This window comes from Mycobacterium sp. 852002-40037_SCH5390672 (assembly GCF_001665875.1).
Classification (GTDB): Bacteria; Actinomycetota; Actinomycetes; order Mycobacteriales; family Mycobacteriaceae; genus Mycobacterium.
This window is the reverse complement of record NZ_LZTA01000008.1, coordinates 39,756-64,393: the sequence shown is the minus strand read 5'-3', so window position 1 is coordinate 64,393 and position 24,638 is coordinate 39,756. Positions and strand designations below refer to the sequence as shown.

The window sequence follows — 24,638 nt, the reverse complement described above, 5'->3', positions numbered from 1 at the left end:
CAGATACCTACAGCAGCGTCGACCAGTAGTCCCAGAACCGCGCCATGATCAGTAGGAACAGCGCGGTGAACCACAATGCGGCGATCGACCACCGCCATTGGAAAAGCACCCACCCCGGACCGCTGTGGCGGTGCTGCAGCACCGGGCGATAAGCGATCGAGGCGACCACCACCAGCAGTGACACGGTGATCACCCACACCGCCATGCAGTACGGGCACAAGGCGCCGATGCGGTACAGGCTCTGAAAGATCAGCCAGTGCACGAACACCGCGCCGACCACCAGCCCGACCGTCAGTCCCACCCAATACCATTGGGGCAAAGTCACTTTCGCCAGCGCCAGCAGCCCGGTGACGACCACCACGGTGAAGGCCACCAGCCCCAACAATGGGTTCGGGAAGCCCAGCAGCGACGCCTGCGCCGTGATCATCACCGAGCCGCAGGACAGGATCGGGTTGATGTTGCAGGACGGGACGTACGACGGGTTTTCCAGGATGTCGATCTTCTCGACCGTCAGCGTCATCGATGCGACCAGGCCGATCAGACCGGCGAGCAGTACCCACCAGGCGCTCAGCGCCGGCACTCGCGCCGCCGGAGACGAGTCCGCTGTCAGGTCGCCGGTGGGATCGGCGGCTTGCGTCGACACCGCACCGGTCACATGGCGGCCGGCGCGACCGCGCCGTCGATGCCCGGGATGTTGCCCACGATTTCTTTGATCTTGTTGACCAGCGCATCGGGTGTCGACGGGTCGTAGTCATCGCCGTTGATCTTGATGGTCGGCGTGGCGTTGATATGAGCGGTCGCCGCTTCGCCGGTGACCTTGGACAGGTACTTGCCGCTGTTGATGCAGTCCGGCACCTTGCCCGCCGCACCGGCCTCGCGGGCCAGTTCGATCAGTCGCGCGTTGTCCGGGAAGGTCTTGCCGGTTTCACTCGGCTGAATGTCGGTGCTGAACAACGCGGAGTGGAAACGCCGGAACGCGTCCTGCGATTCGTCGGCGACGCACAGGGCCGCGGCGCCTGCGCGCGACGAATAGTTCTGGTTCCTCGAGCTGTCGAGGATCGACACCATCGAGTAGTCGGCCGCAATGGCGCCGAGGTCGATGAGCTTGGACACCGTCGGGCCGAAGGTGCGCTCGAAGTTACCGCAGGCCGGGCATAGGAAGTCCTCGTAGAAGGTCACCACGGCCTTGGGGTTGCTGCTGCCGGGCTGGGTGATCAGCTTGCTCGACGTCACCCGCACCGTATCGCCCGCACCGGTGGGGCCGGTCTTCTTGTGGTGCGAGGTCACGATGTAGAAGACGAGGGCGACCGCGAAGATCACCACGAAGGCGGTACCGCCGATTTGGACGAGTCGGTTCGACTTTCCGCCAGAGGCCGCCTTCATGTCGAATCGCGGGGGACGTTTGGGTTTGTCGGCCACAGGTTCCCTGATCTTTCGGTACGAGGTGTCGGTCTGCCCGTTTGGGGACAAAGCGATCGGACGAGGCGCCTTTAGGTTACCGGCGCCGACCGCTCACGGAATCAGACCCGGCTCAGGTGTGCACGCAGGGCCGAAATCAGCTCGCTGGTCGCGACCATGCTGTCGCCGCCCAGCTGGAACAGATTGGCGAAGCCATGGGTCAGCGAACCCAGGTACCGCAGGTCGACCGCGACCCCAGCGGCCCGCAGCGCCTCGCCGTAGCTCTCGCCTTCGTCGCGCAGCGGATCGAAACCCGCGACCGCGATCAGCGCGGGCGCCAGTTCGCTCAGCGACTCGGCCAGCGCCGGCGATACCCGCGGATCGGTGCGGTCGAGCTTCGAACGCCGCAGATACTGTGATTCGAACCAGTCGATGTCCCGCTTGGTCAGCAGGAAGCCGCGCGAGAACAGGGTCAGCGACCGGGTCTGCGCGGTGAAGTCGGTCCGCGGATAGATCAGCCATTGCAGCACCGGCGCCGCGGCGCCCTCGTCGCGCGCGATCTGGCTGACGACGGCGGCGAGGTTGCCGCCGGCACTGTCCCCGCCGACCGCGACCCGCCCTGGCGTCGCACCCAGCTCGCCGGCGTGCTCGTAGGCCCAGGTGAAGGCCGCGTAGGCGTCCTCGATGGCGGCCGGCGCGGGGTGCTCGGGGGCCAGCCGGTAGTCGATCGACAACACGTGGATGCCGGCGTCACGGCAGGTCAGTCTGCACAGGTTGTCGTGGGTATCCAGATCGCCGATCGACCAGCCGCCGCCGTGGTAGAAGACGAGCAGCGGTGCCGCCTCGCCGCCGGCCGGACGGTAGTGCCGGGCCGGGATCTCACCGGCCGGGCCGGGCAGCGACAGCTCGGCCACGTCGACGTGGATCTGCGGACCGGGGAATCCCACCGTCGACTCGCGCATCTGGGCGCGCGAAGCCTGCGGGTCGTCGTCGACGACCAGCCCGTCGATGCCGACGGCGCGCAGACCCGACAGCATCAGCTGCAACGTGGGATCCAGCGTGTTGCCGTCGATGATGACGGAACGGCCGCGGACCAGCCCTCGTCTGATGGCGGTCGGGATCCACGGGATGACCTTGGCCCCGACGCTGGTGAAGGTTCCCTGGATGCGACTGGCCAGCGACACCGAGGCGCGGTGGGCTCCCAGCTCGAGCTCCGGTGCGCCTGACAGAGGCCTGGTCATGGGCAACCCCCCTTAACAACAACCCGTGCTAATGCTCGCCGACGAACGGTTATTCGGTCCCGCCGCCCACCGTCTCGGAGTCTTGCCGGTCGCGGGGGCCACCAAACAGGCCGCCAATCCCAGCACGCGGAAGACCGGCCGACCGGCTGCCGTTCCCGGTGCGCCGCGCGACTCACTGTACGTGGTGACGTCCCCGGCGCCGACGGCGCGGATGGACACCTGCCCAGGTGTTGGTTGGTTGCGATTATCGGCTCGGTAATATCGTGGTCCCCAGGTCGGTGAGCCTTCATCAGATTGCGAGTGACTTCGACGTGTTCGATTTCGAACGCAGCGCCGCGAACTCGATGACGGAACACGGCTCGGTGCACAATCTCGAACCTTCAATTTCACAGGCAGGTGAATGAATTGACTGGCGAGTCGGGCCCCGCCGCACCCTCAATTGCTCTCAACGACGAAAACACGATTCCGGCCCTTGGCCTGGGCGTCGCGGAATTGTCGGATGACGAGACCGAACGCGCGGTGTCGGCGGCGCTGGAGATCGGCTGCAGGCTGATCGACACCGCGGCTGCCTACGGGAATGAAGCCGCCGTCGGGCGCGCCATCGCCGCCTCGGGCATTCCCCGCGCCGAGCTGTTCGTCACCACCAAGCTGGCAACCGCCGACCAGGGTTTCAAGGGGGCGATGGACGCCTGCAGCGCCAGCCTCGAGAGGCTCGGCCTGGACTACGTCGACCTCTACCTGATCCACTGGCCGGCCGCGGCGCTGGGCGCCTACGTGAACTCCTTCGGCGGGCTGATCCAGTCGCGCGGGAATGGTCATGCCCGCTCGATCGGCGTCTCCAACTTCACCGAGGAGTACCTGACGACGGTCATCGACCTCACGTTCGTCACCCCGGCGGTCAACCAGGTCGAGCTGCACCCGCTGCTCAATCAGGAAGCGCTGCGCAAGGTCAACGCCGAGCACAACGTCCTCACCCAGTCCTACACGTCGCTGGCGCTGGGCAAGCTGAACGACAACCCGACGGTGAATTCGGTTGCCGGCGAATACGGCAAGACCGCCGCGCAGGTGCTGCTGCGGTGGAACCTGCAGTTGGGCAACGCGGTCGTCTTCCGCTCGGCCAACGCCGAGCACATCGCCTCCAACATGGACGTGTTCGACTTCGAGTTGGCCGACGAGCACATGGACGTGCTCAACGGGCTCAACGACGGAACTCGGCTGCGCCCGGACCCGGAGACCTACGAAGGCGCGTAACGGCTTGTAACCGGTGGCTACCCCGTCGGGCAGGTCGTCGCGGCCTGGCGCAGCACGCCGGTCGACGCCAAATCCACCGGCAGCGAGTAACCGCGCAGCACGGCGATGAACTGCATGGCGTACTGGCATGCGAACGCCGCGTTCGGCGGCATCCACTGCGCCGGTTGCGAATCGCCTTTGTCCTGATTGGCCTGCCCGTCGACGGCCAGCAGGTTGGCGGGATCATTGGCGAACCGCAGCCGCTCGGGAGCGGGCCAGCCGTTGGCGCCCATGTCCCACGCATAGGCCAGCGGGACGATGTGGTCGATCTGAACGGATTCGCCGACCTTGGGGCCGCGCGCGAAGGCGATGGTCTTGCTGGTGTACGGGTCGTGCAGCGTGCCGGTGGCCACGGCGTCCGGGCACCGCTTGATCGACACGTAGGTCTTGTCGACGAGATCGCGGTTGAGGATGTCGTCGCGGGTGTCGCAGCCGTTGTGCCCCATCGGGGCGTCGTTGTCGTCGTCCCAGGCGTCGCCGAATGCCGACCGCAGGTAGTCGTAGCGGTGCCGGCGCAGGGGCACCACGGCGACGCCCGCGAGCACGTCGGTGCCGGGCTGCACCGTCGGAACATCAGCGCGCGCGGCGTATTCGGCGGAATGCCGCGCGGTTGAGGATCCCACCGTCTGGTAGGCCACCAGTAGCGCGAGTGCCGCCGCCGCGGCCAACCAGAGCAGCACTTTGCGATTCACCTGCGCCGCTCCTCCTCACCGCTACGCTCTGCATCGTCGCCGGCGGTCACGACTTGTCCAGGTATTCGATGCGGTCGGTGTCGGTGAATCGTGCGGCCAGCACCGCCAATCCGGGGTTCGCGCGGTCGTCGGCGTAGGCCTGGACGCAGAAGTCCCTGGCGGCCTCGATGTACTCCAGATGGTCCGCGAGGGACAGCAGCCGAAGCGTGATCGCCTTGCCGGACTGGTTGCGGCCCAACACGTCTCCTTCGCGCCGCTCCTTGAGGTCGAGATCGGCCAGGGCGAAGCCGTCCAGCGTCTCGGCCACCGCGCACAGACGACGGCCGGCCGACGAGTCCGGCGCGGACCAGCTGGCGAACAGGCACAGGCTCGGGTGCTGGCCACGGCCGATCCGGCCGCGCAGCTGATGCAACTGACTGATCCCGAACCGGTCGGCGTCCATCACCAGCATGACGGTGGCGTTGGGGACGTCGACGCCCACCTCAATGACGGTGGTGCACACCAGCACATCGACCTCACCGGCCCGAAAGCCCGCCATCGCGGCGTCCTTCTCCTCGCCGGACAGCCGCCCGTGCATCAGGGCGAGCCGCAGGTTCGCCAGCTCGCCGGAGCGCAGCCGGGCGTAAAGACCCTCGGCGGTTTCCGGAGCCTTGGCGTTCTGCTCATTACCCGGGTCGTCGCTTTCGTCGATGCGCGGCGCCACCACGTAGGCCTGGCGGCCGGCGGCGACCTCCTCGGTGATGCGCTGCCAGGCCCGGCCGAGCCACGCCGGCTTGTCCTTGACGAAGATGACGTTGCTGGTGATCGGCTGGCGACCGCGCGGCAGTTCGCGCAGCGTGGAGGTTTCCAGGTCCCCGTACACGGTGAGCGCGACGGTGCGCGGTATCGGGGTGGCCGTCATCACCAGTAGGTGCGGTGTCACCCCGGGACGAGCCTTGGCCCGCAACTGATCTCGCTGCTCGACACCGAAGCGGTGTTGTTCGTCGACCACCACCATGCCCAGGTTGTCGAATTCCACCGCGTCCTGCAGCAGCGCGTGGGTGCCGACGACGATACCGACCTCACCGCCGGCGATCTCGGCGCGGATCTGCTTCTTCTGTGCAGCGGTCATCGAACCGCTCAGCAGCGCCAGCCGGGTGCCGTTGTCGGCACCACCCATCTGGCCCGCCATCGCCAACGGACCGAGCACGTCGCGAATCGATCGGAGATGTTGTGCGGCAAGCACTTCCGTGGGCGCCAGCAGCGCGCACTGATATCCGGCGTCAACCATCTGCAGCATCGCCAGCACCGAGACGATCGTCTTACCGGAGCCCACCTCGCCCTGCAGCAGACGATTCAGCGGCCGGGTGGCCGCGAGCCCGTTGGACAGCACGCCGAGCACTTCACGCTGCCCCGCGGTCAACTCGAATGGCAAGCGCCCCAACAGTTCTGCGGCCGAACCGTCCGGACGTGGCGGCGCCGGCGGTCCCGACTCCGACAATTCACCGTGGCGGCGGGCCACCAGCGCCCACTGCAGACCGACGGCCTCGTCGAAGGTCAGGCGCTCACGGGCCCGCTGGCGCCGCGGCTCGCTCTCGGCGAGATGGATGTCGCGCAACGCCTCGTCCTCGGAGACCAGGCCGAACTTCGCACGCAGGTCCTGCGGTAGCGGATCCGGCACCGGGTCGAGCACATCGAGCACCTGGCGCACGGAGGCGAAGATGGTCCAGCTCTGCAGCTTGGCGCTGGCGGCATAGATCGGGAAGAAGTGGCGTTGATACGCGTCCGCGATGTCTTCGCCGGTGCTGGCATGCGAGGCATCGGCGATGCTCTTGAGCGATGCCGTGCCGCGATTCTTCCCGTCCTGCCGGTCGAGAAGGAGGAACGCCGGATGCGTCAGCTGCATGACGTTCTTGAAGAACCCGACCTCGCCCGAGAGCATCACCTTGGTGCCTTTGGTGAGGTCCTTCTTGAGGTAGTTCGCGTTGAAGAACGTGGCGGTCACCTTGGCGCGGCCGGAACCGAGGGTGATGCGGTGACACAGCTTTTTCGGGTTCTTCTTCATCGGAAACGTCTCGGTGTCAGCGATCGTGTCGATGATGGTGACGTGTTCACCGGCGGGCGGCCGTTCGTCGTCGGCGTCCCAGCGGCTAGCGCCCTCGGTGTAGCTGCGGGGGTAGTGGCGCAACAGGTCGTCGACGGTCCGGATGCCGAACACCTCGTCGAAGAGCTCCGCAACCTTCCCGCCAACGACGTAGTCCAGCCGGTCGCTCAGCGACACCATCGCTACTCGACCCCGATCAGCAGCGCGTCACCGTGATGGCCGGTCCGGTAGGTGACCAGTTCGGTCCCGGGGTGGTGGTCGTGCATGTGTTCTTCCAGGATGTCGCCGACGGCGCCGGCGTCGCAGTCGGTCTCGATGCCGGCGCCCAGCAGCACCGTCACCAGGTCACCGCCTGAGGCCAGCAGGAGATCGAGCAGACCGATCGCCGCCCCGACCGCATCGGAGGCCACGATCAGCACCTCATCCCCCGCAATGCCCAGGCCGTCGCCGGGGCGGCAGCGCCCCGCCCACGTCAACGCGCTCTCGGTCGCGATGCGCACCGAGCCGTGCCGTGCCGCGCCGGCGGCGCGGGCCATGGTGTAGCCGTCGTCCACGGCCTGCCTGTCGGTCTCGTGCACGGCCAGCGCGGCCAGCCCCTGCACCATCGACCCCGTCGGGATCGGTACCACGTCGACCCCCCAGCCGATGGCCGCGGTGCATCCGGCCACCAGCTCCTCGGCCGCGACATATCCGTTGGGCAGCACCATCACCTGTGCGGCGCCGGTGTCGACGATGGCCCGCATCAGCTGGTGCGCGCTGATGTTGGTGACGGGATCGTGCGCGACCGGGTCGCGTTGCAGCACGCAGGCACCCTCGCCCGCGAACAGGTCCGCGGCGCCGTCACCGTCGACCACGGCCAGCACCGCGCGCTCCCGCGTCCAGCCGCCGGCGGGCAGCCCCGGGGTGCCGGAGCTCAACGCCGAGATGACGATCCGGCTGAGCCGCCCGGCCGCCAGTCCCGCCTCCACGGCGGCGCCGGCGTCGTCGGTGTGCACGTGGACCGAGTACGTGCGCTGAGCCGACGACGGCGCCGACGCGATGCCCACCGAGTCACCCAGCTCCGCCAGCCGGTCCCGCAGCGCGTCCGCCGCCGGGGGCTCGCAGCCGTCCAGCCGGTACATCACCTCGAAGTGGGGCGCCGGGCGCTGCGCGGACGCCTCCGGTTGCAGTGCTCGTGGCGCCAGTTCGTACACCGTGCGGGCCGGCGCCTGCCCGGTGATGGTGCACCGCAGCGCGTCCAGCAGGACCAGCAGGCCACGCCCGCCGGCGTCCACCGCACCGGCGTCGGCGAGCACGTCGAGTTGTTCGGGGGTCTTTTCCAGGGCGACCACCGCCGCGTCACCGGCCGCGATGACCGCCGGCGCCAGGCCGTCCCCCGCGGCTGCGCACTGCGCAACGGCGTTCGCGGCCGCCCGCAGCACCGAGACGATGGTCCCGGGGACCTCCTCGCCACCCATCGAGCTGATGACCAGCTCCACGCCGCGCTGCAGCGCGGCACCAAAGATGACGACGTCGATGTGGGGCAGCTCGCCGCCGGCGTCGGCCGCCGCGGTCGCGGTGACGTCGGCGACGCCGCGCAGGATCTGCGACAGGATCACCCCGGAATTGCCGCGGGCGCCGTTCAGCGCGCCGGCCGACAGCGCCGCCGCGGCCCGGGCCACGCAGCTTGAGCCGCCCTCCGAGCCTGCGCCCACGTTGGCCTCGGCCAGGGCGGAACGCATGGTGAACAGCATGTTGGCCCCGGTGTCGGAGTCGGCGACGGGGAACACGTTGAGCCGGTTGATCTCGTCGATGTGCGTGATCAGGTCGCTGACGGCGGTGTGCGCCCAGTCGCGCAGGGTGATCGCGTCCAGGAGACGGTCCTGCGACGTATCAGCAGTGCCCAGGGTGACCCACCTCCTCCGCAGCTTCGATGCCCAGCACCCGGTGCGCGCCAGCGTAGCCCGGCCCCGGAGCCGTCGTGCTCAGTTGCTCCGCGCCGTTGAGGAAGATTGAGCCGCCGGCCATCAGCGCGGCAGATCCCTAATAGCCCTGCCGGATACCGGGATTGGCCTGCCCCACCAGCATGCGCTCATTGCTGCCATCGCGGCTGACCCCATAGCGGCTCATCTGATAGTTCATCGACGCGCACGCGGCGGCCACCGGATCCCACGCCGAATTCGACGTCCCCGGCTGGTGAAACGCCGCGAACGTGTCCGGCATTACCTGCCACGGGCCGCGCGTTGCGTGCAGCGGGCCGCCGTCGGGCTGGGGAGGCCCATAGGAATTGCTGTCTGACAGGTTGATCGCAGCCGAGTGAAACTCCGATTCGTGATCGGCGATGGTCATCATGCCGTCAATCCAGTGGCCACGGGCCGACGCCTCGGTAACCCCGATCCGCGTCAGCGCCTCCTCGAGATAGCCGCGGATCGCCTCCGGTCCGTCCGGCCACGCTCCTCGACCGTCGAAAGCAACCTGCCCCAGCTGGATACCGCCGCGCACGGCGACAGCCTCCTGCACCGCGGCGCGAAGGCCACCGGGCTGCCACCACGTCGTCGCCGCATTGGGTTGACCGGACCGCGATGCTCTCGGGCCCAGCCCGCCCTGCCCTATGCCGTACTGCCCGCCCACAGCCGTCGGGCAGTTCACTGAGGTACTCCCTATAGCCACGCTGCCCAGCGCCGCCACCATCAGATAGGCCGCCGCGACCCGCCGCAACCGAGCGACCCGGCGCAAACGCGCGACCAAACGTCGTACACCCACCGCGGGGCCCCGCCGGCTTTCGACGCGGGCGGAACCAGCCGTGTTTACGGCGCGCGCAACCACCCCGCGCACTCCCCTCAAGCCTGCCGATATTTGCTTCCCAGCCTCATCCGCAGCTTCGCGCGGGCCGGCACCGCCGGGAAGAAGACTTCAGCCACGGTCAGCGCACCGTCCACGCCTGACACAGGCAGCGATTGCACCGACCATCGGCGGCGCTGTCATCCTAGCGGCCGTGCGCCCCGGCAACCCTCGATGCGACCGGTACTGTGATCGACTCCATGTCGACAGCTGACGCGGTTCCAGCGCACAGCTGACCCCCCGTGACCTCACGTAAGCGCAGGGCCAGCCGGTGATGAACCGTTTTGGTGGTTGCCACGACAGTCGGTATCCTCAGGTGTGCCCGGTAACCTGGGCCGTCCCGGCCAGATTGCCGGACCCCCGAGATTTGAGGAGCTTGAACAATGGCCGCTGTGTGCGACATCTGCGGGAAAGGCCCCGGCTTCGGTAAGTCGGTGTCGCACTCCCACCGCCGCACCAGTCGCCGATGGGACCCCAACGTTCAGACCGTGCACGTCGCCCGTCCGGGCGGCAACAAGCAGCGCCTGAACGTCTGCACGTCCTGCATCAAGGCCGGCAAGGTCGTCCGGGGCTAGCGGCGATCGCAAGCGCGGCCGTGGCGATCGCAAGCGCGGCGTAGCCGGGCGCAGCGGGTCGCCACCATGAAGCTGAGCAGCCGTCGTTCACATGACGACGTGGCCGGCATCCACCGGAATCGCGGCGCCGGTTATATAGCGCGACCGCGGGCCGGCAAGCCAGAGCACCGCTTCGGTGACGTCTTGCGCCTCGACCAACGGCACATCGGGTAGCAGCGTCTGCGACAGAGCCGGGTTGGGGTTCTCCAGCATCCGGTTCACCACGAAATCGTTGAGGATCATCGGCGTCGCGACGCCGCTCGGGTGGATCGAATTGACCCGAATCTTGTGCGGGGCATAAGCATTCGCCGCCGAGCGCATCAGCCCCACCACACCGTGTTTGGACGCGGCGTAGGCGAACATCGCCGCGCTGCCGTCGCCGCCACGACCGGTCAGGCCCTGCGACGAGCTGACCAGCACCACCGAGCCGCCCCGGCCCTTGCGCACGATCGAGGGCACCGTCGCCAGCAGCGTGTGCCAGACACCCTTGAGGTTGGTGTCGACGATGGTGTTGAACACCGGTTCGGATTCGGGATCGGTGACCCCGATCGCCACCACCCCGGCGTTGGCGACGACGACGTCGATGTCGCCGAGTTCGTCGACGCCGGTCTGCACTCCGGCCTGTAGCCCCTTGAGGTCGCGGACGTCGGCGGCCACCGGAACCGCTCTGCGGCCGGCCGCCTCGACCAACCGCACGGTCTCGGCAAGATCGGATTCGGTCGCCAAGGCATAGGGAATCGCCTCGAGGTCGGCGCAGATGTCCACGGCGATGATGTCCGCACCCTGCTCGGCCAGTGCCACGGCGTGGCTGCGGCCCTGGCCGCGCGCGGCGCCGGTGATGACGGCAACCGTATTGTCGAATTCACCCATGACTACACCTCCAGTGTCGTGGCGGTCTCGCGTTCGGCGACGGCCACCAGCCGCGCGGCCGTGTCGTAGTCGCACGCGAGCGGCGTGCGGCCGATGAGCACCGGGCCGCCGCGCAGCCCGAGCCTGCCGCTGACCCCGACGTAGCTGCCCGGCGGAATCGGCTCGCTGATGCAGTAGAGCGTGGGCGCCGCACCTTCGTCGATGTCATTGGCCAACCGGTCGGCCACCACTTTGACCCCCTTGTGAGCCAGCGACATCAGCGGCGAGTCGCCCAGGTTCGACAGGTTCGAGGCCACCCAGCCCGGGTGGGTGAGCTGCGTGACGATCGGTGATCCGGCCGCGCGCAGCCTGCGGTCCAGCTCTAGCCCCCACAGCATGACCGCGAGTTTCGACTGCGCGTAGGCGCTCAGCCTCGTCCACTTGTGCTGACGCAGGTGCGGGTCGTCGAGCCGCAGCGTCGCCGACCGGTGTGCATCGGAGCCGACGTTGATGATCTGCGAACGCACCTTTCCCAGCAGCAGGTTGGTCAGGGCGAAGGGTCCGAGCAGGTTGGTGCCCAGCGTCATCTCGAAGCCGTCGACCGTCTCGGTGCGCCGGTCGGTCAGGGCACCGGCGTTGTTGATCAGGATGTCCACGGGCTCGGTGATCAGGCCAGCGAAAGCCCTCACCGAAGAAAGGTCGGCGAGGTCGAGCTTGGCCACGGCGGTCGAGCCGCCGATCTCGCCCGCACGTCGCTCGCCGAGTTCGGTGTTGCGCACGGCCAGGATCACGTGCGCGCCGGCTTTGGCGAGCGCACGCGCTGTGCCCAGCCCGACGCCGTTGGTTGCTCCGGTCACGATCACGCGTTTGCCGCTGAGGTTGCCGAGCCTGCTCGGCGTCCACGGTAAGGTCACGGCGATCCAGAGTAATGGTCGGTTCTATGTAAGTTGGACCGGTTCTGCCAACATAAGGCACAGCGGCAGACTTTCCCCGAGGCGGTTCGACATGACTGACAGCGCCACCGAGATCACCAACCTCATCTACACCTATGCGCAGCTTCTCGACCGCGGGGATCTGGACGCGGTGGCCCGGCTCTTCGAGCACGGCCGCATCTGCGGGGTGGAGGACGGCCCGCCCGAGACCGTGTTCGCCGGCTCCGCCCGGGTGCGCGAGATGTATGAGATGGCCACGCGTATCTACGACGACGGCACCCCGAAGACCAAACACAACACGACCAACGTGCAGCTCTACATCGACGAGGCGGCCGGGACCGCGCGCAGCGCGTCCTATTACTGCGTCACCCAAGCCACCGACGACCTGCCGCTGCAGGTCATCGTCACGGGGCATTACAAGGACACCTTTCACCGGGTGGACGGCGCCTGGTGCTTCGACAGCCGCACCATGTTCGTCGACCAGGTCGGCGACGTCAGCCGGCATCTGAAGTTCTGACCCGTGGGATCCGCGAGCGCGTTCGACCCGGCCGGCGTGCTGGCCGACGCGCAACGCAAGGAAGAGCTGACCGACTGGGGCCCGGGCGAATTCGCCGACCCGTTGCGGGTGTTGCTCGCCGACTACGCACGCACCGATCTCAACGACATCGGTGTGCACATCCTGCGGTCGGGCATCGTGCACAGCCTTCGGATGCGGCTGCGCGCGCAGGAGTGGATCCGCCGCCACCCGGAGATCCTCGACGAGCGGGTGGTTGCGCCGATCGTCGTCGTCGGGATGATGCGCAGCGGCACCACGCTGCTGCAGCGGCTGCTGGCCGCCGACCCGCGGTTCGTCTGCGCCTACGGGTGGGAGGTCGTGGAGGTCGCGCCCCGGCTGAACCACCAGTTCACCGATGACGCCGACCCGCGCATCGCGATCAGCGAAGCGCGAGAAGCGAAATCCCGCGAACTGGCGCCCGCATTGTTCTCGATCCACCCCATGTACGCCAGGGAGGCCGAAGAGGAGATCGTCTTCCTCGCCGACGCGTTCCTGTCGCATGTCCCCGAGTCGGGCGCGCACCTGCCGCGGTACCGGTCCTGGCTCGACGGCCAGGACTTCTCCCCCGCCTACGATTATCTGCACCGCATGCTGCAGTTCCTGCAGTGGCAGAAACACCGGGGCGGCGTGCAGGGCCGGCGCTGGGTGCTCAAATCGCCTGCGCACCTAGGGTATTTGAATCTCCTGCGGGCACAGTTCCCCGATCTGCACATCGTGCACATGCATCGTGACCCGCGCACCACGATCGCCTCGGGGGCCAGTTTGAACGCGACCCTGCATGCGATGCACGCCGATGCCGTCGACGTGCACCGGGTGGGTGCGCAATGGCTGGAGCGGATGGGCTGGACCACTGATCGGGCGATGACGATCCGCGACGGCTGGGACTTGGAAACAGGACGAGCCGCCGCCAGGGTCACCGACATCGGGTTCGACGAGGCGGTGGCCGACCCGATCGGTCAGGTGGCCCGCGTCTACGACGCCATCGGGCTGCCGCTGACGACAGCAGCCGAGGAGGCGATGCGGCGCTGGCTGGCCCACCGTCCCCGAGAGGTGCCGCGGCCACCCTACGGGCTGGAGAACTACGGCCTGCGTCCCGAGCAGGTCGATGAGCGATTCGCGTTGTACAACAAGCGTTTCGGACAGCAAATCGGAGGAACAGCACATGCCTGAGGACCCGGTCGCGACGGCGTCCCAGCACGAACAGGAGCTGGCGGCCCTTGACCTGATCGAGCATCCAGAAGTCAAGGCCGCCTACCGCACGGTCGCGCAGACCTGGCTCGGTCGCGCCAAGGCGTCGGACGCGATGCGTGAACGGTTCGACGATGCGTTCGCCGAGGTGATGTTCTCGGCGGCAATGTGGTCGTCCAATCAGGACAAGCTGCGGCCCAAGGTCAGCTGCATCACCCGCCTGGCACATCCGGTGGACGGCCGTCGGATTCCCGGATCGCGTTGGGGCATCGACAATCCCGACAGCGTGTACCGGGTGATCCCGATCTCCGGCGACGAACGCTACGAGATACGCGGGCGGGTCGGCGAGCACCGCATGACGGAGAACTACTTCACGCTGTGGGACGCGCAGATGGGCACCGTCGCCGTGCTCAACGGTCGCACCATGCTCGTCGACTCCGACGGCAGCTACGTCATCACTGTCGACGCCGACCCCGCCAACGGGCGAGGAAACCATGTGCAAACCTCGCCGGAGGCCCACGAGTTCTACATCCGTGACGTGCTGCTGGACTGGGGCCGTGACGACCCCAATCACATTGAGGTGCGACGGCTTGGCGGTTCGCCGGCAACCCCCGCGCGCACGCTCGACGAGCAGGCCGCGGCGACGGCGGCGATGATAGAGTACTTCGCCAACTTCACCGGCAAGCTCAGCCACGGCGTGTACAAGATGCCCGCCAACCATTTCAACCTGGCCTGGTCTGCCGACAAGGTCGGCGCGATGCGCAACCAGGTCTACGTGATGGGCCGGTTCGACCTCGCCCCCGACGAGGCGTTCGTCGTCGACCTGAATGACGGTGGCGCCGAATACTTCACGGTGCCGCTGAGCAACATCTGGGGCACCACGCTCGACCTCGTCGACCGCACCGGCAGCCTCAACAAGGCGCAGTCGGTGGCCAACGAGGACGGCAGCTACACCTACGTGATCTCGCCGGTGGACCCCGGCGTGGCCAACTGGATCGACTCCGACGGGTTGCGGGAGGCCATTTTGACGCTGCGCCTGGCGGAGTTCGGTGACGCCGGTCCGCGCGAAGACCTCGGGGCACGCGGGCGGGTGGTCAAGCTGGACCGGCTCGATGCCGAGGTGCCGCACTTGCCGCGAGTCGGCGAGCAGCAGCGCGCGGCCGAGCTGGCCGCGCGCCGCAAGGCCTATCTGCGCCGCCTGCCGGAAGGGACGATCTGAGATGTCGCGCTGGCTTATCACGGGATGCTCCACGGGCTTTGGTCGCGAAATCGCCTGCGCCGCACTGCAATCCGGCCACAGCGTGGTGGTGACCGCGCGGCGGCCCGAGACCGTGCAGGATATCCCCGACGAATTCGGGGATCGGGCCGTCGCCGTCGCCCTCGACGTGACCGACCCCGCCCAGATCGCGGCGGCGGTGTCGGCGGCCCAGACGGCGTTCGGCGGGATCGACGTCCTGGTCAACAACGCCGGCCACGGGTACCTGTCCTCGGTGGAAGAGGGGGAGGACACCGAGGTTCGAAAGCTGTTCGACGTGAACTATTTCGGTGCCGTCGATATGATCAAGGCGGTGCTGCCGGCCATGCGCGCCCGCGGATCGGGGCACATCATCAACATTTCCTCGATGACGGGCCTGGTGGCAAACCCGCCCAACGCCTATTACTCGTCGACCAAGTTCGCGCTGGAGGCGGTGACCGAAGCGCTGGCCGCCGAGGTGCGCCCGCTGGGCATCAAGGTGACCGCGATCGAGCCGGGCGCGTTCCGCACCGATTGGGCGACCCGGTCGATGAAGGAATCGGGCAGCCCGATAGCCGACTATGCCGATGTCGCGGCACGCAAGGACCTGATCAAGCAATTCGCCGATCACCTGCCCGGTGATCCGCGCAAGGTAGCCGAAGCGGTGCTGATGGTGACCACGCTCGACGAGCCGCCACTGCGGCTGCTGCTGGGTCGTGACGTGCTGAAGGCCATGCGGGACAAGATCGCTGCGATGTCGGCGTCCATCGAAGAGTGGAAGGCCGTCACGAAGGACGTGAACTTCCCGGGTTCGTAGGCCCCACGGTCGGCGTCCGACGAGCCGATCAGTCCCGCACGACGATGACAGTCTTGCCGGCACGCCTGCCATGGCTGCGGCTTTCAAACGCTTTCCGGCCCTCGTCGAGCCCGAACGTCTGGGCGATCGCGACGTGCAACCGGTCACTGTCGACCAGCGCGGCGAGTTCGTTGAGTTGATCCCGATTCGGAGTGACGATGAAAAAGGTTGCAGTGACGCCGAACTCCTCGGCTCTGCCGTCTGGGGGCGGTGCGGACAAGGTGACCAGGCGCCCCCCGCGCCGCAGCACGCCGAATGATCTCTGCAACGTCTGACCACCGACCGTGTCGATGACGACGTCGTAGCCGGTTTCATCGAATGCCTCGGTGCGCACGTCGATCACCCGCTGCGCGCCGCACCCGCGCAAAAGACTCGCGGTGTCGCTGCGCACGGTCGCGGTCACCCGCGCACCCAGCAGTGCGGCCAGTTGAACTGCCAACAGGCCCACTCCCCCGGCGCCTCCGTGCACCAGCACGCTCTCTCCGGGTTGCACGGCGGCGTGGTCGACCAAAGCCTGCAGGGCGGTCAGGCCGGCCAGCGGCAGCGCGGCGGCGACGGTGTGCGAAACGGTCGACGGCTTGGCAGCCAGGTCGGCCGCGGGCACGGCGACGAAATCGGCCGCCGCGCCATCGCGGTCGAAACTGACCAAGCCGTACACTTCGGCGCCGGGCGCGAAATCCGTCACATCGGCGGCAACCGCTTCGACGACACCCGAGACCTCGTGTGAGGGGATCACCGGGACGCGGCTGGCACCGTCGAGGGTCCAGGTCTCGTCCCACGTCAGCTCGTCGAAGGTGATCCCGGCCGCGTGTACGGCCACCAAGACTTCGCCCGAGCCCGGCACCGGTCGCGGGGCCCGTTCGAGCACCAGCTGCTCCGGGCCGCCCCGCCGGTGCGCCCGCAGCGCGGTCATCTCGGTCACGGCAGGCGCCAATCGATCGCGTCGGCGCCCATCCCGGTCAGCAGTTCGTTGGCGCGGCTGAACGGACGCGAACCGAAGAAACCGCGGGACGCCGACAGCGGGGACGGATGCGGCGACTCGATTGCGACGCAATTTCCTTGGGCGAGAATCGGTTTGAGGGTCGATGCGTCACGACCCCACAGAATCGCCACCAACGGACGCGACCGCTCGGTCAGCGCGCGGATAGCGCATTCGGTCACGGCCTCCCAGCCCTTGCCGCGGTGCGACGCCGGATTGCTGGGACGCACCGTGAGCACCCTGTTCAGCAGCAGCACGCCGCGCTGCGCCCAGGGCGTCAGGTCACCGCACGAGGGCGGCGGATGGCCCAGGTCCGCGGTGTACTCCTGAAAAATGTTGGCCAGACTTCGCGGCAGCGGCGCCACCTCAGGCGCCACCGAAAAGCTCAGGCCCACAGCGTGTCCGGGCGTCGGGTAGGGGTCCTGCCCCACGATCAGCACCCTGACGTCGTCGAAGGGATAGGTGAACGCGCGCAACACATTCGGCCCGGCCGGCAGATACCTGCGCCCGGCCGCGATTTCGGCACGCAGGAATTGGCCCATCCCGGCCACCTGGTCGGCCACCGGCTGCAGCGCACTCGCCCAACCCGGCTCGACCAGTTCCCCCAGCGGACGCGCGGTCATCATCGTCTCGTCGCGATCGCGTAAACGGTCACCGCGTCACCCTAGTACGACTGCCAGCCGGCGTAGCCGCTCCACTCTTGATCGTCGACGAGCACCCGGGCCGGCCCGTCGAGAACCCGCCCGATGATGCGCCATCCGGCCGGCACCGGACCGGCGAAACACGCCACCAGGGCGTGGTCCTCACCACCGCCGAGCACCCAGTGCCACGCATCGGCGCCCGCGGCCACCGCTGCCGCGGCAAGCGCATCGCGGTCCGCGGCCAGTGCCGCGGTGGACAGGTCCATGCCGACCCCGGACGCGTCGGCGACGTGACGCAGGTCGGCGATCAGGCCGTCGGAGATGTCGATCATCGCCTGCGCACCCCCGGCCGCCGCCACCGCGCCCTGACCATAGGGCGGCTCCGGTACCACGTGCCGGCGCCGCAACTCACCGAAGCCGACAATATCGTTGCGCCACAACGAAAAGCCCGCGGCCGAGCGGCCTAAGTCGCCGGCGACGGCGATCAGCGCACCGGGCTGCGCGCCTGAGCGTCGTACCGGTGCGCGCCCGTCCAGGTCACCTAGCACCGTCACCGAGATGACCCACTGCGGGCAGTGGACCAGGTCACCGCCGGCGATGCCCGCACCGACCCGCTGCGCCTCGTCCCACATTCCGTCGACCAGCGCGTCCACCGTTGCTGCAGGCGTGTCCCCGGGCGCGCCAAAGGCGACCACAAAGGCCGTCGGCCGCCCGCCCATCGCCTCGATATCCGCGGCGTTCTGGGCGATCGCCTTGCGACCGATCTCGCGGGGCGTCGACCAGTCCAGCCGGAAGTGCCGATCCTGCACAAGCATGTCGGTCGACACCAGCGCGCCGCCATCGCCGCACGACACCAGCGCCGCATCGTCGCCCGGCCCGAGCACGACCGCGGCAGGCTGCTCGCGATCCCGCACCAGGCGATCGATCACGGCGAACTCACCGAGTTGCTGCAGCGACGGGGGCTGGCCCGATTCGTCCTGCACGCCACCTCCCTTCGGCGCGTCGTGGGCCGCGGTGCGCCCCGGTGGCCCGCGATAGGGCCCCCCGCACCGGACCGCGCCAGTGTAGAACCCCGCGTCCTGGCGGGCCCCTTTCGGCACGAGAATAAATTGGCACCCGGGTGAGTGAAGGCGATAGTGGTTAGCAGAGAAGGAGGTGCGCGGCGGTGGCAACCGAATCGGACGCCGATGCCGGGCCGTCGCGCGCGCTGATCATCGTCGCGATCGCGCTGGCCGTCGGGACCATCGGCGTGATCCTGGCCATCGCAGCGACCCGCGAGGCGCCCCCGCGTGCGGTTGCCGTGCCCGCGGTCCCGGCGCCGCAGGCCGACGGCGCCGCATGCCGCGCGCTGGTGGGTGCGCTGCCGCAGCGGCTCGGGGACTACCAGCGCGCGCCCCTCGAGCAGCCCGCACCGCAAGGCGCCGCCGCGTGGCGGGCGGGGCCGCCGGACAGCGACCCGGTGGTGCTGCGCTGCGGGCTGGACCGCCCGGCCGAGTTCGTCCTGGGCTCTCCGATCCAGGTCGTCGATCGCGTGCAGTGGTTCCAGGTGAGTTCCGAACAGCAATCCGCGGGCGATGCGGGCAGATCCACCTGGTACGCGGTGGACCGCGGAGTCTATGTCGCGCTGACACTGCCGACCGGATCAGGCCCGACACCGATCCAGCGGATCTCCGACGTCATCGATCGCAGCATCCCGGCGGCGCCCATCGATCCCGGCCAGCCCCGGTAACGGCCCGATGGTGGCGACCCGCTTCGCCCGGCCCTGCCGCGCTTGCGATCGCCACTAGCCCCGATGGTAGCGACCCGCTTCGCCCGGCCCTGCCGCGCTTGCGATCGCCACTAGCGCAGACCCACGCCGCGGGCCAACGCGGTCTCGACCATCGTCGCCAGCAACGCCGCGTAATCCACGCCGCTGGCCGCCCACATCCTCGGATACATCGAGATCGTGGTGAATCCCGGCATCGTGTTGATCTCGTTGAGCACCGGCCCGTCGTCGGTGAGGAAGAAGTCCACCCGGGCCAGCCCTTGGCAGTCGATGGCCTTGAACGCCCGAATCGCCAATTGGCGTATCGCGTCGGTGGTTTCGTCGTCCACCTTGGCGGGCACATCCAATTCGGCCGCATCGTCAAGGTATTTGGTCGAAAAGTCGTAGAAAGAATCCTCGCGCCCGCGCACGCCGGCCACCCGGATCTCACCCAGCGTGCTGGCTTGTACTGTGCCGTCGGGCATTTCGAGCACGCCGCATTCCAGCTCGCGGCCGACGATCGCCGCCTCCACGATGACCTTCGGATCGTGCGCGCGCGCCGTGGCGACCGCGGCGTCCAACTGGTCCCAGCTCGACACCCGGCTCACACCGATCGAGGACCCACCCCGGGCGGGCTTGACGAACACCGGCAAGCCCAGCCGCTCGCACTCCTCGGGGCGCAGCCTCGAGGGCGGCGGGCGCAGCACCGCGTAGTCGCCGACCGGCAATCCTTCGGCCGCGAACAGCTTCTTGGTGAACTCCTTGTCCATGCCGGCCGCGCTGGCCAGCACGCCGGCCCCCACATATGGCACACCGGCGAGTTCCAGCAGGCCCTGAATCGTGCCGTCTTCGCCGTAGGCGCCGTGCAGCACCGGAAACACCACGTCGACCGCCGCCAAGACCTCACTGGCGCCAGGTGCGAGGGACACCAACTGGCCGCTGCGCCGGGGATCGGCCGGCAGCGCCAGTTCGGTTCCCGATTCGGACGTCACCTCGGGCAGTTGCCGGTCGGTGATCGCCAGCGCGGCCGGATCGCCGTCGGTGAGCACCCACGAGCCCTCCGGGGTGATGCCGATCGCGACCACGTCGAACCGCTCCGGGTCAAGGTTGCGCAGAATGCTGCCTGCCGAGACGCACGAGATGGCGTGCTCGTTGCTGCGGCCGCCGAAGACGACGGCGACGCGCACCCGATCGCCACCTCGTGAGCTGGGGTGCGGCGTCGACCGCTCGCTGGCATTCACAATCTCAAGAGGCTACCGGGTGGCACCCGGCCCGGTCGGGTGGCGGGCCTTTGCCCGGCCTTTTATTCGGGCTTGGTCCTGCGGCCCAAGAGCAGGGCCACCGCCTCGTCGACCGACAGCCCTTTGTGGCATACGCGATGCACGGCATCGGTGAGAGGCATCTCGACGTCGTAACTGGCGGCCAGTGCCAGCACCGACTCGCAGGATGTCACGCCCTCGACGACATGCCCGTCGCCACCGTCGGGCGTGCCGGCCAGAACCTCCTGAATGGTCGCACCCCGGCCGAGCCGTTCGCCCAGGGAACGGTTGCGCGAATGCGGGGAGCTGCAGGTGGCGACCAGATCGCCCACTCCGGCCAGCCCGGCCAGCGTCGCGCCCTTGGCGCCCAGCGCGATCCCCAGCCGCATGATCTCGGCCAGGCCGCGGGTGATGATCGCCGCCGTGGTGTTCTCGCCGAGCCCGACACCCACCGCCATCCCGCACGCGAGTGCGATGACGTTCTTGCAGGCCCCGCCGATCTCGGTGCCCGTCACATCGCTGTTGGTGTACGGACGGAAGTATCCGCTGTTCAGCATGCGCTGCAGGGCGACGGCCCGGCCCGAGTCGCTGCACGCGACCACCGTGGCGGCGGGCTGGGATTCGGCGATCTCGCTGGCCAGGTTCGGGCCCGAGATCACCGCGACCTGAGACTGGTCGACTCCGGTGACCGAGACGATGACCTGACTCATCCGCATCAAGGTGCCCAGCTCGATGCCCTTGGCCAGGCTGACCAGGGTCGCTCCCTCGCGGATCAGGGGCACCCAGCGCTCGAGGTTGCGGCGCAGCTTCTGCGCCGGCACCGCCAGCAGCACCGTTGACGCATCGCGGAGGGCCTCGGCGGCGTCGGCGGTGGCGCGGATACCCGGCGGCAGCAACGTGCCGGGCAGGTAGTCGGGATTGGAACGGGTGGAGTTGATTCGTTCGGCGAGTTCGGGTCTGCGGGCCCACAGCGTGGCCCCCGCTTCCGGTCCCCCGGCATCGACCAGCACCTTGGCCAGCGCCGTGCCCCACGCCCCGGCACCCATGATCGCGACGGCGCCCGGTGATGTGCTGGTCATGTACCACCCCCCTGTCCGCGGTCGGCGTTGCTCGTGCGGCACGTCAGCCGCTACACCCTAGATCAGCGACGGACCAGGCGTCACGCGAGCCAGCATGTCCTGCGCCACGCCGCGATCGCCCCGGCTCGCGAGCCATCCGCGGGGTCTCGCTGGCAGGATGACATCTCATGAGCGGCATACGAGCCGACGGTGCGGCCAACGGTGCGGGCGATGTTGCCGTGATCGTCGCCGTCAAGAAGTTGGCCGCGGCCAAGACCAGGCTGGCCCCGGTCTTCTCGGCGCGCACCCGGGAAAGCGTGGTACTGGCCATGTTGATGGACACCCTGACCGCCGCCGGACGGGTCCGATCGCTGGGCTCGATCACCGTGATCACGCCCGACGCCGCCGCAGCCGCCGCGGCCACCGATATGGGAGCCGATGTGCTGGCCGACCCGACACCCGAGGGTCATCCCGATCCCCTGAACAACGCCATCGCCACCGCGGAACGTGCGGTGGGCAGCTCCTTCGCCAATGTCGTTGTGCTGCAAGGTGATTTGCCCGCGTTGCAGACTCAAGAGCTCAACGAGGCGATCGCCGCCGCACGCCAACACCGGCGCAGCTTCGTCGCCGACCGGTTGGCGACGGGCACCGCGGCGCTGTTTGCGTTCGGAAGCCCGCTCGACCCGCGATTCGGTTCCGATTCCTCGGCGCGGCACCGCAGTTCGGGCGCAATCGAGCTGACCGGCGCCTGGCCCGGCCTGCGGTGTGATGTCGACACCCCTACCGACCTCGCCGTCGCCCGTCGCCTCGGGGTGGGGGCAGCAACGGCCCGAGCCATCGCGACGCACTGATTTCGATCGCCGCGGGTAGATCTGTCCGGTGGGTGAACGTCATCCCAACGGCGAATGGATGTCCCTCGAGCGCTAGCAGCACCCGCGCGTGATGAGCGATGATCGCAGGGTGACCGAAATCGAAGCTGAGGCGCGACCCGACGAGAATTTGTGGCATTCAGGCGACTCGGCCGTGGCAGCACCACCGGCTGCGACCCCGTCCGCGCTGACCGATCTGCCGGAGGACCGTTACCTCAACCGGGAACTGAGCTGGCTGGACTTCAACGCCCGCGTGCTGGCGCTGGCCGACGACAACTCGTTGCCGCTGCTGGAACGCGCCAAGTTCCTGGCGATCTTCGCCTCCAACCTCGACGAGTTCTATATGGTGCGCGTTGCCGGCCTCAAACGCCGTGACGAGATGGGGTTGTCGGTCCGTTCGGCCGACGGTTTGACGCCGCGCAAGCAACTTGCCCTCATCGGGGAACAGACTCAGCGCATCGCGACCCGGCACGCGCGGGTCTTCCTCGATTCGGTGCGCCCGGCACTCGCCGAAGAAGGCATTCACCTCGTCACGTGGGCCGATCTCGATCAGGCCGAGCGCGACGAACTGTCGAACTATTTCACCGAGCAGGTCTTCCCCGTCCTGACGCCACTGGCCGTAGATCCCGCGCACCCGTTCCCGTTCGTCAGCGGGCTGAGCCTGAACTTGGCGGTCATGGTGCGCCAGCCCGAGGACGGCGGCCAGCACTTCGCCCGAGTCAAGGTGCCCAACAACGTGGACCGCTTCGTCGAACTCGCCGTCCTCCGCTCTGAGGACGGCGGACGGACCATCGTGCGTTACCTGCCGATGGAAGAACTGATCGCGGCTTTCCTTCCTCTTCTCTTCCCGGGCATGGAAATCGTGGAACACCACGCTTTCCGCATCACCCGCAACGCCGACATGGAAGTCGAAGAAGATCGCGACGAGGATCTGCTGCAGGCGCTGGAACGGGAATTGGCGCGCCGGCGGTTCGGTCCGCCGGTGCGGCTCGAGATCGCCGACGACATGACCGAGGGCATGCTGGAATTGCTGCTGCGCGAACTCGACGTGCACCCCGGTGACGTCATCGAAGTCCCCGGCCTGCTCGACCTTTCGTCGCTGTGGCAGATCTACGACCTGGACCGGCCGGCGCTCAAGGACCCGGCGTTCGTCCCGGACACCCACCCCGCCTTCGCCGACCGCGAATCTCCCAAGAGCATCTTCGCGACGCTGCGCGAAGGCGACGTCTTGGTGCACCACCCGTACGACTCCTTCTCCACCAGCGTGCAGCGCTTCATTCAGCAGGCCGCCGCGGACCCCAATGTGCTGGCGATCAAACAAACGCTGTATCGCACCTCCGGTGATTCGCCGATCGTTCGGGCGCTGATCGAAGCGGCCGAGGCCGGGAAGCAGGCCGTGGCGCTCGTCGAGATCAAGGCGCGCTTCGACGAACAGGCCAACATCCGTTGGGCGCGCGCACTCGAGCAAGCGGGGGTGCATGTGGTCTACGGGCTCGTCGGCCTCAAGACGCACTGCAAGACCTGCTTGGTGGTGCGCCGCGAAGGTTCGGCGATTCGGCGGTACTGCCACATCGGAACCGGCAACTACAACAGCAAGACCGCCCGTCTGTACGAGGATGTCGGGCTGCTGACGGCGAACCCCGATATCGGCGCAGATCTCACCGATTTGTTCAATTCGCTTACCGGCTATTCGCGTAAGGTCTCCTACCGCAATCTGCTGGTGGCGCCGCATGGAATTCGCGCCGGCATCATTGAGCGCGTCGAACGCGAGATCGCTGCGCACCGTGAACGAGGAAATGGGCGAATCCGTCTCAAGATGAATGCGCTCGTGGACGAGCAGGTGATCGATGCGCTCTACCGGGCGTCACAGGCCGGAGTGCGGGTCGAAGTCGTGGTGCGCGGCATCTGCGCGCTGCGCCCGGGCGCCGAGGGTTTCTCCGAAAACGTCTTCGTCCGCTCGATTCTCGGCCGCTTCCTGGAGCACTCGCGGATCATCCATTTCCGCAACATCAACGAATTCTGGATCGGCAGCGCCGACATGATGCACCGCAACCTCGATCGGCGGGTGGAGGTGCTGGCTCAGGTCAAGGACCCCAAGCTCACCGCGCAGCTGGACGAATTGTTCGAATCCGCACTGGATCCGTCCACCCGGTGCTGGGAATTGGGGGCCGACGGGCAGTGGACCCCGTCGCCACAGGAAGGCCATACCGTGCGCGACCACCAAGTATCGTTGATGGAGCGCCATCGCAGTCCCTAGCTCTGTGCGGTGACTTCCGGTTGTTTTCCGGGCCGCATCCTGATTGAGTTTGCGGCTCTGACCGAATTGATCTGCAGG

24 protein-coding genes and 1 pseudogene are annotated in these 24,638 nt (G+C 68.1%); 10 read left to right on the top strand and 15 right to left on the bottom strand.

Annotation, left to right across the window (positions count from 1 at the left end; all coding sequences use genetic code 11):
- Positions 1–7: 7 nt before the first annotated feature.
- From A5782_RS02230 to A5782_RS02220, 3 genes are all read right to left on the bottom strand, one after another.
- Positions 8–655, bottom strand: a complete 648-nt coding sequence (locus A5782_RS02230; protein WP_067094476.1) for a vitamin K epoxide reductase family protein — start codon at positions 653–655, stop codon at positions 8–10.
- Positions 652–1,419: a DsbA family protein gene (locus tag A5782_RS02225; protein WP_067094472.1), complete on the bottom strand. Its 768-nt coding sequence runs from the start codon at positions 1,417–1,419 to the stop codon at positions 652–654. The genes A5782_RS02230 and A5782_RS02225 overlap by 4 nt, the downstream gene beginning before the upstream one ends.
- Positions 1,420–1,520: 101 nt before the next feature.
- A complete protein-coding gene (locus tag A5782_RS02220; RefSeq protein WP_067094467.1) occupies positions 1,521–2,639 on the bottom strand; it encodes an alpha/beta hydrolase in 1,119 nt (372 codons plus the stop codon).
- Positions 2,640–2,842: 203 nt separating this feature from the next.
- Between A5782_RS02220 and A5782_RS27150 the strand changes: the two are divergent.
- Positions 2,843–3,039 (top strand): annotated as a pseudogene (locus A5782_RS27150) (oxidoreductase); the annotation flags it as partial.
- A 5-nt stretch (positions 3,040–3,044) separates the two neighbouring features.
- Positions 3,045–3,890, top strand: coding sequence for an aldo/keto reductase (locus A5782_RS02215; protein WP_067094783.1), 846 nt, complete (start codon positions 3,045–3,047; stop codon positions 3,888–3,890).
- A gap of 17 nt (positions 3,891–3,907) precedes the next feature.
- Here A5782_RS02215 and A5782_RS02210 read toward each other — a convergent pair whose 3' ends face one another.
- Genes A5782_RS02210 through A5782_RS02190 form a run of 5 tightly spaced genes read right to left on the bottom strand, consistent with a single transcriptional unit; the run spans position 3,908 to position 9,203 of the window.
- Positions 3,908–4,621 (bottom strand): HNH endonuclease family protein, encoded by a 714-nt coding sequence (locus tag A5782_RS02210; RefSeq protein WP_067094463.1) that lies wholly within the window; start codon positions 4,619–4,621, stop codon positions 3,908–3,910.
- Between the two features lie 46 nt (positions 4,622–4,667).
- On the bottom strand, positions 4,668–6,884 hold the full coding sequence (recG, locus tag A5782_RS02205) for an ATP-dependent DNA helicase RecG (protein WP_067094460.1): 2,217 nt from the start codon (positions 6,882–6,884) through the stop codon (positions 4,668–4,670).
- A 2-nt stretch (positions 6,885–6,886) separates the two neighbouring features.
- Positions 6,887–8,590, bottom strand: coding sequence for a DAK2 domain-containing protein (locus tag A5782_RS02200; RefSeq protein WP_156623763.1), 1,704 nt, complete (start codon positions 8,588–8,590; stop codon positions 6,887–6,889).
- A complete protein-coding gene (locus A5782_RS27020) occupies positions 8,577–8,711 on the bottom strand; it encodes a hypothetical protein (RefSeq protein WP_255360765.1) in 135 nt (44 codons plus the stop codon). Before A5782_RS27020 ends, A5782_RS02200 begins: the two co-directional genes overlap by 14 nt.
- A gap of 15 nt (positions 8,712–8,726) precedes the next feature.
- Positions 8,727–9,203: a transglycosylase SLT domain-containing protein gene (locus A5782_RS02190; protein WP_067094451.1), complete on the bottom strand. Its 477-nt coding sequence runs from the start codon at positions 9,201–9,203 to the stop codon at positions 8,727–8,729.
- Between the two features lie 704 nt (positions 9,204–9,907).
- Here A5782_RS02190 and rpmB point away from each other — a divergent pair.
- Positions 9,908–10,099 carry a 50S ribosomal protein L28 gene (gene rpmB, locus A5782_RS02185; RefSeq protein ID WP_008258973.1) on the top strand — a complete coding sequence of 64 codons (192 nt, stop codon included), beginning with the start codon at positions 9,908–9,910 and terminating at the stop codon, positions 10,097–10,099.
- 87 nt (positions 10,100–10,186) lie between these two features.
- Here the strand turns inward: rpmB and A5782_RS02180 are convergent, their stop codons facing one another.
- Together A5782_RS02180 and A5782_RS02175 are read right to left on the bottom strand one after the other, a co-directional pair.
- Complete coding sequence (locus tag A5782_RS02180) at positions 10,187–11,008, bottom strand: mycofactocin-coupled SDR family oxidoreductase (RefSeq protein WP_067094448.1); 822 nt, start codon at positions 11,006–11,008, stop codon at positions 10,187–10,189.
- 2 nt (positions 11,009–11,010) lie between these two features.
- The gene (locus A5782_RS02175; RefSeq protein ID WP_067094446.1) at positions 11,011–11,901 is read right to left on the bottom strand and encodes an SDR family NAD(P)-dependent oxidoreductase; all 891 of its coding nucleotides are present in this window, start codon (positions 11,899–11,901) and stop codon (positions 11,011–11,013) included.
- A gap of 91 nt (positions 11,902–11,992) precedes the next feature.
- Here A5782_RS02175 and A5782_RS02170 point away from each other — a divergent pair, with 91 nt between their 5' ends.
- The 4 genes from A5782_RS02170 to A5782_RS02155 are packed head-to-tail and all read left to right on the top strand — an operon-like array spanning position 11,993 to position 15,714.
- Positions 11,993–12,436, top strand: coding sequence for a nuclear transport factor 2 family protein (locus tag A5782_RS02170; protein WP_067094443.1), 444 nt, complete (start codon positions 11,993–11,995; stop codon positions 12,434–12,436).
- A 3-nt stretch (positions 12,437–12,439) separates the two neighbouring features.
- Entirely contained in the window at positions 12,440–13,645 is a 1,206-nt protein-coding gene (locus tag A5782_RS02165) for a sulfotransferase (protein WP_067094440.1), read from the top strand.
- Positions 13,638–14,882, top strand: a complete 1,245-nt coding sequence (locus A5782_RS02160) for a DUF1214 domain-containing protein (RefSeq protein WP_067094437.1) — start codon at positions 13,638–13,640, stop codon at positions 14,880–14,882. The genes A5782_RS02165 and A5782_RS02160 overlap by 8 nt, the downstream gene beginning before the upstream one ends.
- A gap of 1 nt (position 14,883) precedes the next feature.
- Positions 14,884–15,714, top strand: coding sequence for an oxidoreductase (locus tag A5782_RS02155; protein WP_067094434.1), 831 nt, complete (start codon positions 14,884–14,886; stop codon positions 15,712–15,714).
- Between the two features lie 28 nt (positions 15,715–15,742).
- Here the strand turns inward: A5782_RS02155 and A5782_RS02150 are convergent, their stop codons facing one another.
- Genes A5782_RS02150 through A5782_RS02140 form a run of 3 tightly spaced genes read right to left on the bottom strand, consistent with a single transcriptional unit; the run spans position 15,743 to position 18,356 of the window.
- Positions 15,743–16,666 (bottom strand): NADP-dependent oxidoreductase, encoded by a 924-nt coding sequence (locus A5782_RS02150; protein ID WP_067094780.1) that lies wholly within the window; start codon positions 16,664–16,666, stop codon positions 15,743–15,745.
- Positions 16,667–16,671: 5 nt separating this feature from the next.
- Positions 16,672–17,355, bottom strand: coding sequence for a uracil-DNA glycosylase (locus A5782_RS02145; protein WP_067094777.1), 684 nt, complete (start codon positions 17,353–17,355; stop codon positions 16,672–16,674).
- 41 nt (positions 17,356–17,396) lie between these two features.
- Positions 17,397–18,356, bottom strand: coding sequence for a thiamine-phosphate kinase (locus tag A5782_RS02140; RefSeq protein ID WP_067094431.1), 960 nt, complete (start codon positions 18,354–18,356; stop codon positions 17,397–17,399).
- A 182-nt stretch (positions 18,357–18,538) separates the two neighbouring features.
- On the opposite strand from A5782_RS02140, the gene A5782_RS02135 reads away from it, so the two are divergent.
- A complete protein-coding gene (locus tag A5782_RS02135; protein ID WP_067094429.1) occupies positions 18,539–19,102 on the top strand; it encodes a DUF3515 domain-containing protein in 564 nt (187 codons plus the stop codon).
- Between the two features lie 110 nt (positions 19,103–19,212).
- Here A5782_RS02135 and A5782_RS02130 read toward each other — a convergent pair whose 3' ends face one another.
- Both A5782_RS02130 and A5782_RS02125 read right to left on the bottom strand, forming a co-directional pair.
- Positions 19,213–20,358, bottom strand: coding sequence for a D-alanine--D-alanine ligase family protein (locus A5782_RS02130; RefSeq protein WP_067094425.1), 1,146 nt, complete (start codon positions 20,356–20,358; stop codon positions 19,213–19,215).
- Between the two features lie 62 nt (positions 20,359–20,420).
- The gene (locus tag A5782_RS02125; RefSeq protein ID WP_067094423.1) at positions 20,421–21,455 is read right to left on the bottom strand and encodes an NAD(P)H-dependent glycerol-3-phosphate dehydrogenase; all 1,035 of its coding nucleotides are present in this window, start codon (positions 21,453–21,455) and stop codon (positions 20,421–20,423) included.
- Between the two features lie 167 nt (positions 21,456–21,622).
- On the opposite strand from A5782_RS02125, the gene cofC reads away from it, so the two are divergent.
- Together cofC and A5782_RS02115 are read left to right on the top strand one after the other, a co-directional pair.
- Positions 21,623–22,285, top strand: coding sequence for a 2-phospho-L-lactate guanylyltransferase (gene cofC, locus A5782_RS02120; protein WP_067094420.1), 663 nt, complete (start codon positions 21,623–21,625; stop codon positions 22,283–22,285).
- A gap of 88 nt (positions 22,286–22,373) precedes the next feature.
- A complete protein-coding gene (locus A5782_RS02115) occupies positions 22,374–24,560 on the top strand; it encodes an RNA degradosome polyphosphate kinase (RefSeq protein WP_067094418.1) in 2,187 nt (728 codons plus the stop codon).
- The last annotated feature ends 78 nt before the right edge of the window (positions 24,561–24,638 follow it).

What these genes read in the sequence shown, in the direction of transcription:
- A5782_RS02180 (WP_067094448.1), bottom strand. Translation starts at nt 11,008, where the DNA reads ATGGGTGAATTCGACAATACGGTTGCCGTCATCACCGGCGCCGCGCGC.
- A5782_RS02145 (WP_067094777.1), bottom strand. Translation starts at nt 17,355, where the DNA reads ATGACCGCGCGTCCGCTGGGGGAACTGGTCGAGCCGGGTTGGGCGAGT.
- A5782_RS02125 (WP_067094423.1), bottom strand. Translation starts at nt 21,455, where the DNA reads ATGACCAGCACATCACCGGGCGCCGTCGCGATCATGGGTGCCGGGGCG.
- A5782_RS02150 (WP_067094780.1), bottom strand. Translation starts at nt 16,666, where the DNA reads ATGACCGCGCTGCGGGCGCACCGGCGGGGCGGCCCGGAGCAGCTGGTG.
- A5782_RS02160 (WP_067094437.1), top strand. Translation starts at nt 13,638, where the DNA reads ATGCCTGAGGACCCGGTCGCGACGGCGTCCCAGCACGAACAGGAGCTG.
- recG (WP_067094460.1), bottom strand. Translation starts at nt 6,884, where the DNA reads ATGGTGTCGCTGAGCGACCGGCTGGACTACGTCGTTGGCGGGAAGGTT.
- cofC (WP_067094420.1), top strand. Translation starts at nt 21,623, where the DNA reads ATGAGCGGCATACGAGCCGACGGTGCGGCCAACGGTGCGGGCGATGTT.
- A5782_RS02220 (WP_067094467.1), bottom strand. Translation starts at nt 2,639, where the DNA reads ATGACCAGGCCTCTGTCAGGCGCACCGGAGCTCGAGCTGGGAGCCCAC.
- rpmB (WP_008258973.1), top strand. Translation starts at nt 9,908, where the DNA reads ATGGCCGCTGTGTGCGACATCTGCGGGAAAGGCCCCGGCTTCGGTAAG.
- A5782_RS27020 (WP_255360765.1), bottom strand. Translation starts at nt 8,711, where the DNA reads ATGGCCGGCGGCTCAATCTTCCTCAACGGCGCGGAGCAACTGAGCACG.
- A5782_RS02155 (WP_067094434.1), top strand. Translation starts at nt 14,884, where the DNA reads ATGTCGCGCTGGCTTATCACGGGATGCTCCACGGGCTTTGGTCGCGAA.
- A5782_RS02170 (WP_067094443.1), top strand. Translation starts at nt 11,993, where the DNA reads ATGACTGACAGCGCCACCGAGATCACCAACCTCATCTACACCTATGCG.